The sequence below is a fragment of the Pollutimonas nitritireducens genome, from assembly GCF_002849615.1.
Lineage (GTDB): Bacteria > Pseudomonadota > Gammaproteobacteria > Burkholderiales > Burkholderiaceae_B > Pollutimonas > Pollutimonas nitritireducens.
Genome location: NZ_PDNV01000010.1, coordinates 14,026 through 30,002 on the forward strand (window position 1 = coordinate 14,026; position 15,977 = coordinate 30,002).

Sequence of the window (15,977 nt, forward strand, 5' to 3'; positions counted from 1 at the left end):
TGCGAAAACGAGTGCAAATAAAAATAGATAAAACTAGTTATAAATCAGTAGGTTAGCGTAATTTTTGAAAAACCGAAAGAACTGATGTGTGTACCTGTACTGTACCGAAATAAGGTGCAGCGGTACAGTTCGGTACAGCGAGAGTAGCTTTAGACACAGCCAGCTCGATTTCGTCTTAGGCGTGCATCAGCAGCAAATGGCCGACTGGTTCCGGCGTTTTTCGCATACGGATCTCAATGTCCTAGCCTAAACGATTCAGGCAATCCATAAGCTTACGTTCGGAGAAGTTCGAGAACTCACCACGCAGTAGACTTGAAACTGTGGGTTGGGTGAGGCCCATGCGCTCTGCTGCTTCGGCCTGTGTGAATCGTCGCTGACGAATAGCCTTGGCGATTTCGACGGTCAGCCCTGATTTGATCTGAAGCTTGTGGGCATCGGGCAGGCCCAGGTCGGCGAACACATTGCCTGAACTGACCTCGACTTCAACTCCTTCAACAATACGTTTATTCATTTTCCAACTCCTGCGCGACAATCGCGGCGGCCTTCAAGCGCTGATGGATGATACCTGTCAGTGCTTTTTACCCTTGTGTTTAAGGTCTTCTTCCAGCTGTTCGATTTCCTTCAAATCCATAGCGTCCGCTGCCTTGCCTTCGGCAATACGCCGCTGCTGATCGAAGACCTCATAACGCTCACGAGCAATCTTTTCCATGTTCTCGCGGCTGGCTGAGCCGGCACCGTCAAGGACGGCCTGGTCGTTGAAAGCCAGCATCCTGTCGATGTTGTTACGCCAGAAGTCCAAGGTCAGTTCCTTCTGCTGCTTGATTCGCAACTCGGCTTGCTCAAGGAAGATCACCACCAGCCGATTAAGCGTGTCGATCTCGTCAGCTGTAAGGTAGTTCTTGGCGATGATGACATCTTGCTTTCGCACCCGCGAACCGCTCCAACTGGTCAATGCCATATTGGGTAGACTGGGATCAGAGCGTTTCAGAATCAGCTCGGCGGCGGTGTGAGCAGTGGTGGCATAGAGCAGCTTGTTCTGTACCTCGGCAAAGAACAATGCAGTTTCCCGCTCACGAGCTTGGTAGTCAGAACTGAGTGAGAATAGTTCACGAACCTTCTGGTAAAAGCGCTTCTCCGAGGCCCGTATGTCGCGAATGCGTTCCAGCAACTCATTGAAGTAATCCCAGCCACCGGGGTTTTTCAGGCGCTCGTCGTCCATCACGAAACCCTTACGCAAAAACTCCTTAAGGTGCGTGCTGGCCCACTGACGGAACTGCACGCCACGAGGGGAACGGACGCGATAGCCAATAGCCAGGATCAGATCCAGGTTGTAGAGCTTGGTGCGGTAGCTCTTGCCGTCAGCGGCAGTTGTCAAGGATTCCTTGACAACTGCATCCTGGCGCAACTCATTGTCCTCAAATATGTTTTTTGCATGCAGGGAGACATTCTGCTTGGTGGTCTGAAACAGTTCAGCGATTTCCAACTGACTCAGCCAGATCGTCTCAGTCTCCACCCGAAGGTGAAGCCGGGTTTGGCCGTCGTCGCTGGTGTACAGAATCAATTCACTCATGCCCTGTTCCCTTTGGCTGCTTTTTCATCGCTTAAAACCGTAATGACGTACTTCGTAGTTCGTGCTTCGACCACCGGCTGCAGTTCTCTGAAGCACTTCGTACTGTACCAACTCAGTAATGTCGCGAAGTGCCGTGTCTTGCGAACACTTGGCAATCGCAGCCCATTTGCTCGTTGTTAGATTCCCTTCAAATCCGTCCAGCAGCCGATTCAGCACCTTGATCTGGCGCTCATTCATGGGGACCGTTGCGGCCTGTTGCCAGAACTTCGCCTTGGCCAGAACTTGATCCAAGGTGCCATGTGCGTGTTCGACAGCTTTTAGCAAAGTTGCCAGGAACCACTCCAGCCAGCCAGTCACATCCATGTCGCCCTTTTGCGTGCGTTCAAGAATGTCGTAATAGGCTTTGCGCTCCCGCTGAATTTGCGCAGAGAGACTGTAGAACCGCTGTGTGCTTCCATCAGCCCTTGCCAGGAGTAGGTCGCCTATCGCACGGGCAACCCGGCCATTGCCGTCATCAAACGGATGCAGCGTGACGAACCATAAGTGCCCCAAGGCGGCACGCAGTAGGGTGGGTTCTTTGACGTTGGTGTTATTCAGCCAAGCCAGGAAGCGATCCATCTCTACAGGCAGGTGTTTGGCCGGTGGCGCTTCAAAATGAACTTTCTCACGACCAATGGAGCCAGAAATTACTTGCATGGGACCGGTGGAGTCGTCACGCCAGGTGCCCACGTGAATGTGGCTCATGCCAGAGTAGCCAGTGGGAAACAATGCGGCGTGCCAGCCGAACAGCCGCTTGATCGTCAGAGGGGCAACCGCATTTCCGGTTGCGTCCAGTACCATATCTACTACGCCCTCTATGTGACGATCCACAGGGGCCAGAGCGCCGATGTCTACGCCCAGGCGACGAGCGACCGAGGATCGCACTGAGGCTACATTTAATGTTTCGCCTTCGATGGCACTGGTCTGGACGACATCTTCGGTTAGTGCCGAGAGGCTGGCTTCGTCACGCAAGGCCATACCCACGTCCGCCAAGCGACCGAGGAGTAGTCCTTGGGCACGGCTAACCGCTGCCAAGGGCTCGGCCAGGGCAGTGAGGTCGTATTGCCAATTAGGCCAATGCGGTGATTGCCAAATATATTCACCGTAATTCATGCGGCGATTGTGGTGTATTTTTGTTTTGCCGTCAACTTGCGAGACGGCAGCCGCTTGTGAGTGTGTGCCCAGTGCGACAGAAGATGATGGCGCATTTATTGTTTTTGAACTATACGGAATTTCCTAAGGGTTCGAACGGGATCAATCTCTGAGTTTTTTTATATCATTCATAGAGCACCTCTGTCCGATATTTGTGTGTTTTTTTCGGACAAGGCAAATTTGTCTGAAGTTTGTCGTTTAATTTCAGATGGAACAATTAGCTTCGACTCTGGCCGTGACTCTGGCCGTGACTCTAGCCGTGACTCTAGCCGTGACTCTAGCCGTGACTCTAGCCGTGACTCTAGCCCCGCCCCTGGCTGGGTGCTGATAGCAGGCTTCTGCGCCGATGGTGATGGCCTGCCCAGCCAGGCGCACGCTGATCGGAATTTCTGCCATTCTCGGTTTAGACGAACCTTGGTTTGTCGCACCAATAACAATCGCAAAATGACTTCCGACTGGGCCCCGCGTGGAAAGCCAGATTTTAGTCAGCCTGTTTTAAGCCGGTGACCAGAGCATCGGCTTGTGCCGAAAAGTCAGCTGGTCGGCGTTTACGGAAGGCTTCGAGGTTGGCGAGCTTCCAGCGCAAGGCGGGAAGGTCTGCAGCATGGGTGCATTGCAGTAAAGACCAATCAGGTTCTGCACGCACCAACCCGGCCAGGAACTGCTTGTGTTTGTCAGTCAACCTTTGTAGAAGGTCTTGCCGTAACCGGGCGCGTGCTTCAAGTAGCACCTCCAGCGAACAGTCCACTTCTGTCATACCTAAAAAAGCACGTTCGTACTCTGCCGCAATGTCTTTGTCGTAGCCAAACAGCACCTCATGCGGTGGGCGATTGTGTCCAGCCAGGTAGATCACGAAGCATTCAGCCATGCCGTCACTGAGGCCACCCGACTCATACAGTTGCCACACATCGAACAAGTCGCGTGGATGTTGTCGGTCCAAGGCGGCAACCAGTTTGCCGGCGTACAGTTCATCACGAGCGAGGATAGGTGCCTCGAACTCGACACCGAACAGGTTGCTGGCTCTGGCGCTCAAGGGGCGATGCTCGACCGGCAGTACCGTACCCCGGAAAACAATGTTTACTTCGATTTTGACCTGGCTGGTGTCATTCTCGACGATCAACTTGGTGTCACTCAAATCCTTGCTGCGAATCAGGCGTGTCTGTACTCCAAGCGGTTCGACCCGCTGGGCGATGGCGGCCAGTTCATCGTTGATGGCTTTCAGGGCTTCATCTCGTTGTGTTTGCCAAGGCCGATACACCAGGTCGATATCGACGGATAGACGGGGCATGTCTTGTTTGAAAAGATTGATTGCCGTGCCGCCTTTCATTGCGAAAATATCGCTGTCGAAAACGGCAGGGGTAACGGCCAGCAGCAGGCGAACCGTATCAGCGTAGGTTTTATCCATGTGGATTCAGGCTTAATAGTGTGCCGTCGGCGAGTTGGCTCATCCAGCGCTTATTGCTGCCCGTGCGCAGGGAATAACGAGCCAGGAGATCATCAGCGTTTACCACCTCGGTTTCTCGCGCCCAGGTGAGGAACAGGCGAACGGTCTTCACACTCGTGCAACAAGCTAGTAACTGGCCGAGCAGTTCCTTACGTGGTGAGCGCAGGCTGTCAAAGAGATTGCGTGCTTCTTCCAGGCTTTGCCTGGTACCAGCGTCGTACAGCATTTCTAGTACGGCGCGTTCGGCAACCGATACGCATAGGCCTTCGGGTTGGCCAGGCGGCGTGCCCAAGGTCTTGGCAGGCAGTGTGTTGTCGGTCCAGTCGAAAAGATTGGCGTGGACGTAGCGTGCCGGAAAGCGCTCGGTGAACCAGGCGGGCAGTGTGTGGCGGACATTACCCCACAGCACCAGCGTGTCGCGAATACCCACGTTGTGCCTCACGCCATGCAAAGCCAGGGCGCTTTTTCCGCCGACATGCAGGCCGGGCACGTGTTGTTGGAGAAACTGCAATGCGCCATAGACGTTGAAGTTGTCATTGGGGAAGGCGTAGACGCCTTGAGCCAGGCGCACGAGCCAGCCATTTTTTGCATAGGCTGCGGCGAGCTTGGGCGACACCCCAAGCGCGGCCAGGGTGGTCAAGTCAAATGGCGCACCACGCGGAAGATCGGACTGTAGTCGTTTGATTAGATTGTGCCTTGAATTTCTATCCATAGGTGAAAAATAGCACAAAATTCAATCGTTTTGTTGAGTTTTCACAGACAGGCTACGCGGCGATAGTCATACGAGCAGTTCGCGTTGTTGGCGTTGATGCCTCTAATTATCCGAAGCTTCCGGACAACTGAGTTTTGTTCCAATCCGTTTCTATTAACGCCCTGGCTGGTCGTATAGAATCCAGAGCGCCCGTTGCGTGGTGCTAGAAAAGAGCGCATCAACAAACTTATGCTCGGCGATCAGGCAGTGCTTTTTATACCCATATTAGGTTCTATCATGCCTAATTTGGGTTTTTTTGGCTAGACTTGTTTTTGCAGTAAGCCTTCGCACCGTGCCTTGGCATTCGCGCTCGATACAACGAAATAAACGCTACGCAGCGTCAATCAAATCGGCGACAACGCTTGCACGAAAGTACACTCGTCGGCCAACTTTCCGCCGTGCGGCATTCCATTGCTCGGCGAATTCGGATTGGCTTCGTAAGGAGATCCGCAGCCCATCAGGGCTACGCTTTAGCAGCTCGGACAAATCGATCAAAGACAATAACGGTCCATACCGTTCAATCAGTTGTTCTTCGGTTGTCATCGAATGACTCCTGGTTGGTTCTCCCTGATACGCAATACTCGTCGGGAGTGTTTCGCTGCTTGGCAGCTCAGTGCAAGAAAACGACCCGCGAGCGCGGTGCGCCGGTGGGTCATGGCTATCCCGGAGGGATCTGGGTGCTAGGCGCAGTAGGGGAGCGTCTTATTACGTTCGATGAGGGCATGAACGCTTGCGGCAGTGATGCCACTGGATCTTTTCCCGATCTTGATCAGTACCAGCTGGCCTTCGTTTACCAGTCGATAAATTGTGGATCTTGAAACCCCAAGTTTGGCTTCGGCAATATGTATTCGGTAAAGAAGAGCTTGGTCGGACGACTGTGAGACTTCGAATCTACCTACTGCGTGGTCAGAAGGTCGTTGCTGGGACTGTTGTTGCATTGTTTCCTCCATAAAAAACCTTGGTAAGCACCCTGAGGGCATGGCCCAAGATGCTTGCCAAAGCAGGCGCGGTCAGCGCCTTCGTGACTGGTCCGCCAAGATGCCACGATGGGGACCAGTTGCTTGGATCATTTTCGGTAGAGCCCGCCGCTGGCCCACTATTGTGGTTCGTCGGGATGCTGAAAACTGCGGTCTTTGCCGCTGTCATCAATGGATTACGCGCCATCCATCGAGCTTGGCCTGCCTTTGGCAGTACCGGCGTCCGTTGTCACGGAACGTCATTTACTTCCCTCGGTATATGCCAGTCGCTACCGGCCCAAGAGAGCAATGATTTTTCACCTGCTTTACTCCTACCCAGGTGCTTGTCGCCCCGCTTAATGCTGGCGGAACGGGTAGCCGCGCACTCACACCGCCCGTTGCCGGGCAGGGCGCGGTATTTATCGGTGTTGTGTTTTTAAAGAGCAAATTTGTAGTGATCATTACGTATCTACTGTTTGTAGTCAATAAGTAAGTAGTTCGAAAAATGCATCTATAGGAGTAAAAGCTGGTAGAAAACTAATATTGGCGGCTGATTTGAACCAAAAAGAAACGCCCTGATTCACTGTGGAACTCAGGGCGCATTGCGGATTTTTATTGTTTTATTTTGTGTCTGTGGCGATTGGTGGTGATTTAGCTCACGGAATTAGTTGGGTGCTTCATCGTCGTCTTTACTCTTTCTGGCTTGTTGGGCCATCTTCATTTTTATGTAGTCGCCGATGTCTTCTAAAACGGGAGCAGGCAACTCAGTCAGGGTATACCTAGGGGTTTCAGGCCACGGCCATTCCGTTTCGAACATTTCACCTTCTCCAGTAACCAGCCATTCTGCACGGACATGAAGGGCGGCCGCGATCCACACGAGATGCCGTGAGGATTCGTTGCGGCCATTTTCAATATGAGCAATAGCGCTTTGGCTAAGCGGCGGGTCAAGCAGGTTGGCTAGCGCTTCTTGGGACAGGCCGCGATTTCTACGTGCAATAAGTAAGCGTGCGCCAATGCTGTTTATGGGACTCGGCGTCATGGGATTTTTCAATTGGTGGATACGTCATGAGTAAGTTGTAAGTGTATTTGTACTTATAGAACATTGCTTAACGATTAGCAATTATGGAGATCGCTAATGGTTAAGTAATTATAGTGCGCCATTCTGGCATTTTATGGGACGGTGTGAGAGGAAAAAATTGTTAAGAGCAGGACTGGACGACGGCGGGATAAGTAGAAGTGAGTCCAGACAGCCATCACGTACACAAGCGCAAACCTGTGCCCGACTGACTAACGTGCAAGGCGCGCTACAAAGGTATCGTCAACGTCTAAGGATTTCATTGACCATTGAATCGGCATCGAAGCCCCGGTGAGGTGGGAACGATAGATCGTGTAGTTCCGGTCTGATGGCGATACTCGTGGCCCCATACTCAGCAGATCCCATAGCATCCATTTCTGGGTTGGAAGTTGCTCCCGAAGATTCATAACTTTTCCAATGGAGGATTGGAGGATATGTATGTTCGCATCCACCAGCGAACGGCAGGGCTTTGCTGAAAACAGTTCCGAAATAACTACGGCATGTGTCAGGCCTTCGACCCACACCGCAGGAAGCTCTTCAATCCTAAAGTTCGCACCATGACTGCGTTTTGTCTCTGCTGCATTACGCGCGTCGTCAAGGCTGAAGTAAATGTCGTGTTCCGACAAGTTAGCAAACGTGCCCCACAATTGTAATTTTGGGAGAAATCTATGGCTATAGAGATGAAATATTTTTATGAATTTCCGGCTTCTAACACGGCCTTGTAACGCCAACTTTGTACGGTCTGTCTCAGCACTGGTTATGTCTGGCTTAGTCATCACTGTTTCCTAACGGGTGAGCCTGAAAACCGTCCAGTCAAATCCTTACAAACGTCACATTAAATTCTTTGCATGGCCGTAGCTGCTGCATACGATTGGAAAAGCTGAACGCATCATTCATCTCAAATCTTTGGAATACATCCAGGCCACGACTAAGTACGATTTTCCAGCCGTGGTCTGTTGTGATGTCGCGGTCATGGCGGGTTCCTGTAGTGTCGTATTCCCAGGTGAACTGTATGCCGATACCTGCGCAAGACTCGACGATGCGGCCAAGATACTCGGCTTGTTGTTCACCTTTGTACTCATCCTCAACCGTTATCAGGTGCACCTTGATTTCGTCATCGGTGGCTTTGTTGCGGGCGATGGTTTCCATCAGTTCCATCAGGTTGCGTAGTTGATGAAACAGGCGAATATAGGGGTCGGTGATGGTGATCTTGCTTGCGCCTTTCAGGTAAGGGCCAAATAGTTTGTCAAAACTGACGCCGCGCTGATTCTCTACAAAGGCAATATGGCCGTCCTTTAATACTTGCTCGACGGTAGCGGGCACTAATGCTTCTACATGCTCACTCTTTGCTGCCGAAGTGGTCGTTTGCTGTGTACCTCCGGCATGTGCAGCGCCTGGTTGTGTTGTCGCGGTAAGGTTTGCCGCTGCTGGGTCAGTGTCAGTTGGCCCTGGCGATGGCATGCCGGCATCACCACTGACCGTGCGATGGTAGTAATTCGGGTATTCCAGTTGTTCCAGTGTTTGGACGGCTTTTTCTGTGCCGTCGGCCGTCGTATAGGCAAAATGCACGGCAGGGTAGGTGGCGTCGATACGCAGTAACTGGTCTTTGACTCGCTTGCGACCTTCAATAGCGTAGCGCAGAACTTCTTCGATTTCTGCATCTGTTGCGTCGCCGTCGGGGAACAAGATCTTCATCAGGCCGGAAAAGGTCTTATTGATGCCATCCCGGTCTCGGGTGGAGATCTCGGATGACAGCGTAAACAGATGCTTGTAGCGGTCGGAATAGTCATGGCTACGCAGTGAACGCAAGATTTCAGCCAGGTAGTCCACCACAAACCCGTAGCCGTCCGAGAACATTTCTCCACGGATGACGTCCACTTCCCAGCCGGGTATATAGCTGTGGACACGGTCTAGGAAAGCGGAGTCGTGGAATTTTTCGGGCAAGGGGTCGAACAGGTCGGAATGCTTGAGCATGTAGGGCACGGTGTGGTCGGTATTGCCCACAAACACCATGGAAGCCTCGGCACCCAGGGTTTCGACGCCGCGCGAAAACGACTTATTGGCCATGTAGTTTTTCATGATGTCCACCAGCGCCTTGTCCACGCGCTTTTGCTTACCGGCGAACTCATCAAAGGCCACGACATCCCAATAGCCCACTAGGCCCAGCTTGCCGGTGCTGTTGTGAACAAATAGCTTGGGCACGGTGACCTCACCCCCCGAGATCAACATGCCGTGGGGCGAGAATTCGGAGTAGATGTGCGATTTGCCCGTGCCTTTGGGGCCCAGTTCAATTAGGTTGTAGTTGCGCTCACAAAAGGGGATTAGGCGTACCAACTGGCTAAGCTTATTGCGTTTGCCAAACATCTGCGGATTAAAGCCTATGCTTTGAATCAGCAAATCTATCCATTCGTCAGTGCTGAATTGCTTGCGAGCCTGCACATAGCCCTCAAAATCAAAGCGCGACAACTGGATGGGCTTTAACGAAGCCAGTATCCAGGGCGAGGCGTTCTTGTCTTCGGTGAATTCGTACTCCATATCGGCCAGGCACCACACGCCGCCCACTAGTAGCTTGGGGTGGGCTTTGACGGTGGCCGAGTCAATCAAGACCTGTTTTATACCTAGATTGGCAAATTCGGCTTCGTAATTGTCGGACTTATCGTTAAGCGACACGCTGATCCGGTCGATGACTTTGTGCCGGCCCTTTTCGCGGATGGTTGAACGTATCAGGCCAGCCTCGTTGCGATGTACGTAGTGCTGACGCAAAATCTCTTTAACGGTCTCGATGCCGCTCTGGATGGTGGCTTCGTCATTGGTGGCGCAATACTGGCCCAGCAGGTATTCCAGCACGTAGGACGGCACAATGGCATTGCCTTTTACGATTTTGACCAGATCCTTGCGGACGACCAGGCCGGCAAAGTGTTCATTGATCTTGTCATCAAGCTGGGTCATGCGTTGTCCTTCAAAAGGCTGGTCTAAAAATCGAATTCGCTGGTGAATGACCGGCGTATGGTGTAGCGCTGCGACTTGTATTCGCGGTAGTGGGTGGTGTCGTCGATCTGTTCTTCCAGTTTCAACACAACCTGCTGATTATTGGCTTCATCGGCCTTCCGGCCAAGAATCAAGCGTACCGGCAATTCACGTTCGCGAGGGTTGTCAGACGCATAGTCAAAATTCAGCTCGTGTTGATCGGAAATCAGTTCGCCATCCACGGTGTATAGCCCGATGCGCAGGGTGCGAGCCTGCAGTTTATCGGTGACTGCCTGGCTTTGATACAGCACGACAGCGAGCTGGCCGGTTGTGATGGTTTTGTTACCGCCGCCAATGAACTCAACGTCTACGCGCGATACGTCGCTCTGGCGTTTCTTGTTCACGCGAATAACCGGGATCACCACTTCTTGTAGGGTGGCCCCGCCATGCACGAAGCGGCTACCCGAACCTTTCAGGCGCAGGCGTTTGATGGATTTTGGGATCTGCACTTCAAGTGCACCAGTCAGGCCCAGCTGTTCAGACGTAAAGTGTTTGAAGCCATCATTTTCACGCAAGCCTTTGCCTAGAACAAAGCGTCGATCTCGATACTGGATCTGTTCGCCTTGCGGTTCACTGGTCAGGAACTCGCTTTCATCCAGTGGTCGGTTCTGATAGATAAAGCCATGATCAGCCGTGATCAACAGGTTGCTGGCGTTGGCATTCGTCAGCTTTTTAATCAGGCGTATCAGTTCCTGCAAGGTCTCGTGCGCCGCTGCGAAGACTCGTTCTTCGGTGTCGCGGGTGTCGCCCGTTTTGTCGATCAGGTTGTGATAAACATAGACCACTTCGTTGTCGCGTACCAAAGCACGCGATTCATCGCGTCCCATGGTCATCAGGTCTTTGGCCTGCACCACGGCCGAGGCCGGTACATGCGAAGTCAGAATTTTGCTGCGGTTCTCTGTTCCTTGTGCGCTCAGGCCGTTGACCAAGGCCGCGCCGGTGTCATTGTCAGCCAAAGAGAGCGACTGGTTGGGTAGTAGGGCGGCCATGCCCAACTGCGTATAGCTGGGCAGCAAGGATAGTGCTGCATGCAGTTCGGCGTCAAAGCGGTCTTCCTGCCGAATCAGGCTTTGGAGCTCTTCACCGATCTCGTAGCGGAAGGCGTCGGAAATGAGGACGCAGACCTTGGCCTTGCGATCCAGGAAGGGCTGTACGTAATGCTGGAAGAAGTCGCGCTGCAGGACGATCGATGGCGCTTGCCACTGCTGGGTATCGTCCACAAACCGTTGCCAGCCGTTGTTCAGTTTGGTCAGGTAGTTGTTGGTGTATTGGTTTTCCAGCAGGGTGTTCAGCTCACCTAGCAGGGACGCCTGGCCGGATTCGCGCAGGTGGTAGATGAACTTCCGGTACAACTGATCCAGCCGGTACCAATGGTTGGCATATTTTTTGACGCCATCGGCAAGTGAGCTAATTTCCAACTGAGTCGCTTCTAGCGTCTGGAAAAATTCGGCGGCCACTTCCACGGCGCCATATTCGTGCTTGTAGCGGCTGAACCAGTGGCTTAGCCTGCGTTGTCGGGCCCATTGGATAACGTCGGCGACAGAGGCTGTGCGTTCGGCCACCGCATGCACCAGATCACTAAGGATCTTACGGTCGATCAGCTCGAAATAATCCAGCTCCAGCAGGTTGCGGAAATCGTGCTTATGCAGGGTGTCGGCGATTTGCAGTACATCGGCACATTCTTCTGACAACGCCTCAAAAGCGGTTTCATGCGTGCGGCTGTCTTTCCAGCGCTTCAGGAACACCAGGGCTTCTGACGATAGCTTGGGCTTTTGTTCCGGATCGGTTTCCATCTGGAAGCAGGACTTGAACAGCTCAATGACAAAGTCTCGCAAGCCTGGCGAACTGGACTCGTAGCCATAAATACGCCCAGCCTGTTGCCATAGAAAGTCGCCTAGGCCGCTACGGTTGATGAGTTTCAGCTTTTCATCGCGGCCGTCGGCCAGCTCGGCCAGTAACTGCTCCAGAATCACATCCAGGCGTGGTTCGGTGCTGGCACTGATACATGCTGCCAGTATTTTCCGGCGAAGTGAGGTGGGTGTTTCGTTTTTGTCGAGCTTGCTTTGCAAGGCCTCGCGGCGCTTGGCAGCGTCAAAGAATCCGCTGTGCTCCTGCAGAACTGGGTATAGGTCGGGCGCAAGTTCTAGTTCGGCTAGCCACAAGGCCACCTGATCGGTGCGGAAGTCACTGCCACTGGCCAACTGTACGTCAAGCAGCCAGTTATCCAGATCCGCTGGCTGTGCACCGTCGCGATACAGCAGGAACTTCTGTTCAGGCTGTTCGCGCAGCACGCGGTATTTGACCGTGAACTCGTTGTTGGCCAGTTCAATTTTTTGGACGTCAAGCAGTTCTAGCGTTTCGAAGTCGGCACGGAATTCGTGACGTAGGTCGTACCAGAACACGATGCGCTGCTTGCCAAACAGATTAGTCAGGGCCTGGGCGATTTTGGGGTTAGTCAAGGTATCAATCCTCGCCTTTGGCATCAAGCCCGACAATTTTCTTCAGCGCCGAGCCGAATTTCAGGTAGTTGACCTTGACGCCATCATCTAGGTCGATGGTGATTTGTTTAGTGGCCAGCGGATAAAGCGTATCGCGCTCGTAGTCATCCAGTTCCAGTAGCTGTTTTTTCAGCACGTCGATCTCTTTCAAGGCGCGGGTCTTTTCAACCTGGCTAGCGCTGGGACTGATGCTGACTTGTTGCAGGTGATCCAGCTGTGCGGCAAGCTTGTTGCGGAATTCGCGCAGGTATTGCAACACGACGCTGGCTGTATCCGGCCGATAGCGATGCAGGTAGATCAGAGCATTGAACGTACCCTTGGGGCTGGAGAACAGCCAGTATATGGGGCGCTTTTTGTAGCGCTTGACGTGGTCGGTGTAGAAATCACGCAGAAAAAACTTGCGAATGTCCTTGCCTATGGCGTCTTCAATGAAGGTCAGGTTTTCTTCGTAATGCTCTTCGCCGAAGGTGGTGCGCAGGAACTGGCGGAAGCGTTCGGTGATGTCGTCGGCGAACCAGTCGCCGTCCAGCAGAGGGATGACGTTATCTTTGTCCGGGGTAAAGCGCGGTTCGGGTATCTGTTGCAGGTAGTCGGCCAGGGATTCGCCTTGATTGGCTAGCACCAGGCCGGGTTTGTCCAGGCTGTAGCGGCCAAACATGCAGCCCACCGCGTAAGAGATGAACTCGCGCATGCTGTCTGTCAGCAGCAGAACCTCTAGCTCATCTTCCGTTTTATCGCCGCCGTAGCGGTAGTGCGGATTGCAGGTAAGTGTGACTTGGTCAAGCGGAATATTTGGTTCGATTTCATTTACTAAGCCATATGCCTCGACAAATTGAAAATTGTTCTGGCTCTCCAAAAGCCTCATTTGCTCCGTTAGTTGATCCCAATGCTTTCGAGCGAGGACATATCGATCATGAATTAATGAACTAGAGTACGTCCCATTAATCAAGCTGTGTGTCTCGAAACTTTCCGAAATTTCATAAAATCCCCAGTCTCTATCACTTATCTCAATGCACCTCCCAACTCTTTCAGCAATTAGTTCTTTACCCGCGGTAATCGGGTACGGCAACGAGAAGATATCATTGATGGTTGTGTTGACAGTGGGGCTTATTGCTTTCAAAAAATACAAGGCGACATGGCTGTTTAGAAAACCGAGTAAAAGGTGATCACAAACATAATCATCATTGAATAAGGTTGGCGATCCACTACTATACTGTTGAGCAGCCCTTTTTATTCTGAACCCATTGATGGCAGATGTAATTAAAGACCAAGTTATGCCTTCTTTGCCCCAATATTTTCGATTGGTCAGTCCACCATGAGAGTCATAGAATCCGCGCGCATCAAGCGACCAGTCAATAAACTCAAGGCTATTGCCTGAGTACTTTCTAAAATCTCCACCATTAGCATATGGAATCCATTTTGAGTCCCCTTTATTGAATTCCCATGCATATCTCAAGTACTTCTCATTATTATGCGTCTTGTTTCTTCCCCCAGAAATAAATCGTTCACCAATTTTTTGGTTTTCAAAATTTTCTAGACCTTTAATCCAATAGGCGAGCGGAATTCCTGGTATTTTTAAAAAATCTTTCTTGGATGCTTTGTAGCGATAACCACAGTTGGAATTTTTGATGGCATTTAGTACTTTATCTGATTGAATATTGCCACCGAAAAAGCTTGCCAAGTTTATATAATCACCCTTCTGATTTTCATTCCCTCCAGAAAGCAGCGTGAATGCACAAATAGCAACGTGAGCTGAATCCCAAAAGGAATTGTATTCAGGCTGAACAAAGGTTGTGATAGTTGTGTTTTCTAAAATTAATCGCCTTACTGATTCGAATGAACTCAACGACATCCAAGAAATGGGCGTCATCAATCCAATGCTCCCACCCTTGGAAACCATTTCGACTAGGCGTGTCATAAACATAGAAAACAGATTTGACTTGTAAGGCCGATAATGGGCTGCCGCAAATTCTTTCGTCCGCTGGGTCATCCCCTTCTCGCCCATATATGGTGGGTTCGCAATAACGACAGAGTATTTTCGCCCAAGGTACGCAGACATCTGCAGAAGCCGCTGCAAGCGAATACCGGTGTCAGCGAGGAATATGTTGCCATTCATGCTTTCGAATTGCAGCGCCACCAATATATCTTGTACGTTGGTGAGTTTGGGGCGGATTAGTGAGCCGAAGTTGTCGGCTTCTTCGAACTGTTTGAGTGTTTCGCGCAGGTCTTGTGTAAACAGGTCGTCGCCAGCAGCAGTCATGTACTCGGTCAGCTCATCGTCACTGAATTCGATTTTTTCCAGTATGCAGATATTGGGTTCGACACCTTTGTTGAAGAATCGGCGCTGTTTAGCGCGGGCCTTCATGGTCAGCGCGAAGGCGGCCAGGTTGCCCGCGCGTTCGTCCAGTTCTATGCCGTACAGGTTGTGCATCAGGATTTTTTCAGGAATCTCGCTGGGGTCAGTGCCGACTTCTTCGTAGATGGCGTAAAGCAGGTCAAAGGCGTAGGTCAGCATGTGGCCAGAACCGCAGGCCGGGTCGCACACTTTGAGGTCTTCGGGCTTTTGTATCTTCAGAAAATCGGTTTCTGGCGCTTCGGGCTTAATGTAATACGACATCTGTGTGGCCAGGGGTGAGCTGGGATGATTCAACATCCACAGGCGACCCAGGGAGTTTTCAACCAGGTAGCGCACGATCCAGTGTGGAGTAAATAGCTGGGTTGCGGCGGGGATGTTTTCTGGCGTGATCTTCTCGTTCTTCTTCAGCCCAACGAAGATGTCATCTTTCTTTTCCGAGATGTAGAACTGATACAGCCAGCCAATGACCTCTACGTCCGAACAATTTTGAGGCGTCATGGCTTCGCAGGTGGCAGCCAGAATAGAGTTGGCCGAGAGCAGGTCGTCGGGCATCAGCAGCTCGGTGTAGTCGGCAATATGCTCAAATAAATAGGGCATGGCCCGGTAAAAGCTGTTGCATTCTGCCACTAGCAACAGGCGGTAGGCTTCTTGCTGTGGGTCGCGGCTGGGCAAGGTGCTGTTTAATAGCGCCGCAACCTGGTCGCGGGTTTTTTCTGGGATACGGTCTTCGTCCATATGGCCCATTTTTGCTTCAGCCAGAATTTCTGGCTGAACCTGGGATTCGTCAGCGGGCGACACCACGCTTATGCGGGTGTAGCCGTTAACGTCCATGTAACGGATAGCGCAAAAGCGGTTGAACCAGGTGTAGGCAACTTTTTCAATGAGCTGTTCGCGGCTGGTATCAGTAATTTGTTTTTCCAGTTGCGTGACGGCCGGCCCATTTTCCCGACGGGCCGCGCTGGCAGCGGACAACACCTGCTCAAGCTTGGCGGCGACTTGTTCGATCAAGTTGCGGCGAGCGAGCTGGGCAAATTGTTTTAATGCTCTTGTGTCCATTAGGCTTTCATCCACGGGCTTAAAAGGATCATTTTTGTGGCACCACGAAAATG

Annotated in this window: 10 protein-coding genes and 1 pseudogene; all 11 read right to left on the reverse strand. The window is 52.0% G+C overall.

Going from position 1 to position 15,977, the window contains the following annotated elements; all coding sequences use genetic code 11:
* Window positions 1–175 precede the first annotated feature (175 nt).
* Window positions 176–511, reverse strand: a pseudogene (locus CR155_RS15440) (helix-turn-helix domain-containing protein).
* A 57-nt stretch (window positions 512–568) separates the two neighbouring features.
* On the reverse strand, window positions 569–1,570 hold the full coding sequence (locus CR155_RS15445) for a virulence RhuM family protein (protein WP_102070942.1): 1,002 nt from the start codon (window positions 1,568–1,570) through the stop codon (window positions 569–571).
* Between the two features lie 24 nt (window positions 1,571–1,594).
* Complete coding sequence (locus CR155_RS15450) at window positions 1,595–2,722, reverse strand: Fic family protein (protein ID WP_102070943.1); 1,128 nt, start codon at window positions 2,720–2,722, stop codon at window positions 1,595–1,597.
* Between the two features lie 520 nt (window positions 2,723–3,242).
* Window positions 3,243–4,166 carry a nucleotidyl transferase AbiEii/AbiGii toxin family protein gene (locus CR155_RS15460; RefSeq protein ID WP_102070945.1) on the reverse strand — a complete coding sequence of 308 codons (924 nt, stop codon included), beginning with the start codon at window positions 4,164–4,166 and terminating at the stop codon, window positions 3,243–3,245.
* Window positions 4,159–4,917 (reverse strand): type IV toxin-antitoxin system AbiEi family antitoxin domain-containing protein, encoded by a 759-nt coding sequence (locus CR155_RS15465; protein WP_102070946.1) that lies wholly within the window; start codon window positions 4,915–4,917, stop codon window positions 4,159–4,161. The genes CR155_RS15460 and CR155_RS15465 overlap by 8 nt, the downstream gene beginning before the upstream one ends.
* Before the next feature lie 369 nt (window positions 4,918–5,286).
* A complete protein-coding gene (locus tag CR155_RS15470) occupies window positions 5,287–5,499 on the reverse strand; it encodes a plasmid-related protein (RefSeq protein ID WP_102070947.1) in 213 nt (70 codons plus the stop codon).
* 1,077 nt (window positions 5,500–6,576) lie between these two features.
* A complete protein-coding gene (locus tag CR155_RS15480) occupies window positions 6,577–6,951 on the reverse strand; it encodes a helix-turn-helix domain-containing protein (protein WP_102070948.1) in 375 nt (124 codons plus the stop codon).
* 248 nt (window positions 6,952–7,199) lie between these two features.
* The gene (locus CR155_RS15485; protein WP_102070949.1) at window positions 7,200–7,763 is read right to left on the reverse strand and encodes a hypothetical protein; all 564 of its coding nucleotides are present in this window, start codon (window positions 7,761–7,763) and stop codon (window positions 7,200–7,202) included.
* A 37-nt stretch (window positions 7,764–7,800) separates the two neighbouring features.
* A complete protein-coding gene (gene brxL / locus CR155_RS15490; protein WP_102070950.1) occupies window positions 7,801–9,936 on the reverse strand; it encodes a BREX system Lon protease-like protein BrxL in 2,136 nt (711 codons plus the stop codon).
* 23 nt (window positions 9,937–9,959) lie between these two features.
* Entirely contained in the window at window positions 9,960–12,473 is a 2,514-nt protein-coding gene (gene pglZ, locus CR155_RS15495; protein ID WP_233214369.1) for a BREX-1 system phosphatase PglZ type A, read from the reverse strand.
* 4 nt (window positions 12,474–12,477) lie between these two features.
* On the reverse strand, window positions 12,478–15,924 hold the full coding sequence (pglX, locus tag CR155_RS15500; protein WP_102070952.1) for a BREX-1 system adenine-specific DNA-methyltransferase PglX: 3,447 nt from the start codon (window positions 15,922–15,924) through the stop codon (window positions 12,478–12,480).
* Window positions 15,925–15,977: the final 53 nt, after the last annotated feature.

Excerpts from the sequence above, each read along its gene's own strand:
- CR155_RS15450 (WP_102070943.1), bottom strand. The coding sequence starts at position 2,722 with ATGAATTACGGTGAATATATTTGGCAATCACCGCATTGGCCTAATTGG.
- CR155_RS15470 (WP_102070947.1), bottom strand. The coding sequence starts at position 5,499 with ATGACAACCGAAGAACAACTGATTGAACGGTATGGACCGTTATTGTCT.
- CR155_RS15460 (WP_102070945.1), bottom strand. The coding sequence starts at position 4,166 with ATGGATAAAACCTACGCTGATACGGTTCGCCTGCTGCTGGCCGTTACC.
- CR155_RS15480 (WP_102070948.1), bottom strand. The coding sequence starts at position 6,951 with ATGACGCCGAGTCCCATAAACAGCATTGGCGCACGCTTACTTATTGCA.
- CR155_RS15485 (WP_102070949.1), bottom strand. The coding sequence starts at position 7,763 with ATGACTAAGCCAGACATAACCAGTGCTGAGACAGACCGTACAAAGTTG.
- CR155_RS15445 (WP_102070942.1), bottom strand. The coding sequence starts at position 1,570 with ATGAGTGAATTGATTCTGTACACCAGCGACGACGGCCAAACCCGGCTT.
- pglX (WP_102070952.1), bottom strand. The coding sequence starts at position 15,924 with ATGGACACAAGAGCATTAAAACAATTTGCCCAGCTCGCTCGCCGCAAC.
- brxL (WP_102070950.1), bottom strand. The coding sequence starts at position 9,936 with ATGACCCAGCTTGATGACAAGATCAATGAACACTTTGCCGGCCTGGTC.
- CR155_RS15465 (WP_102070946.1), bottom strand. The coding sequence starts at position 4,917 with ATGGATAGAAATTCAAGGCACAATCTAATCAAACGACTACAGTCCGAT.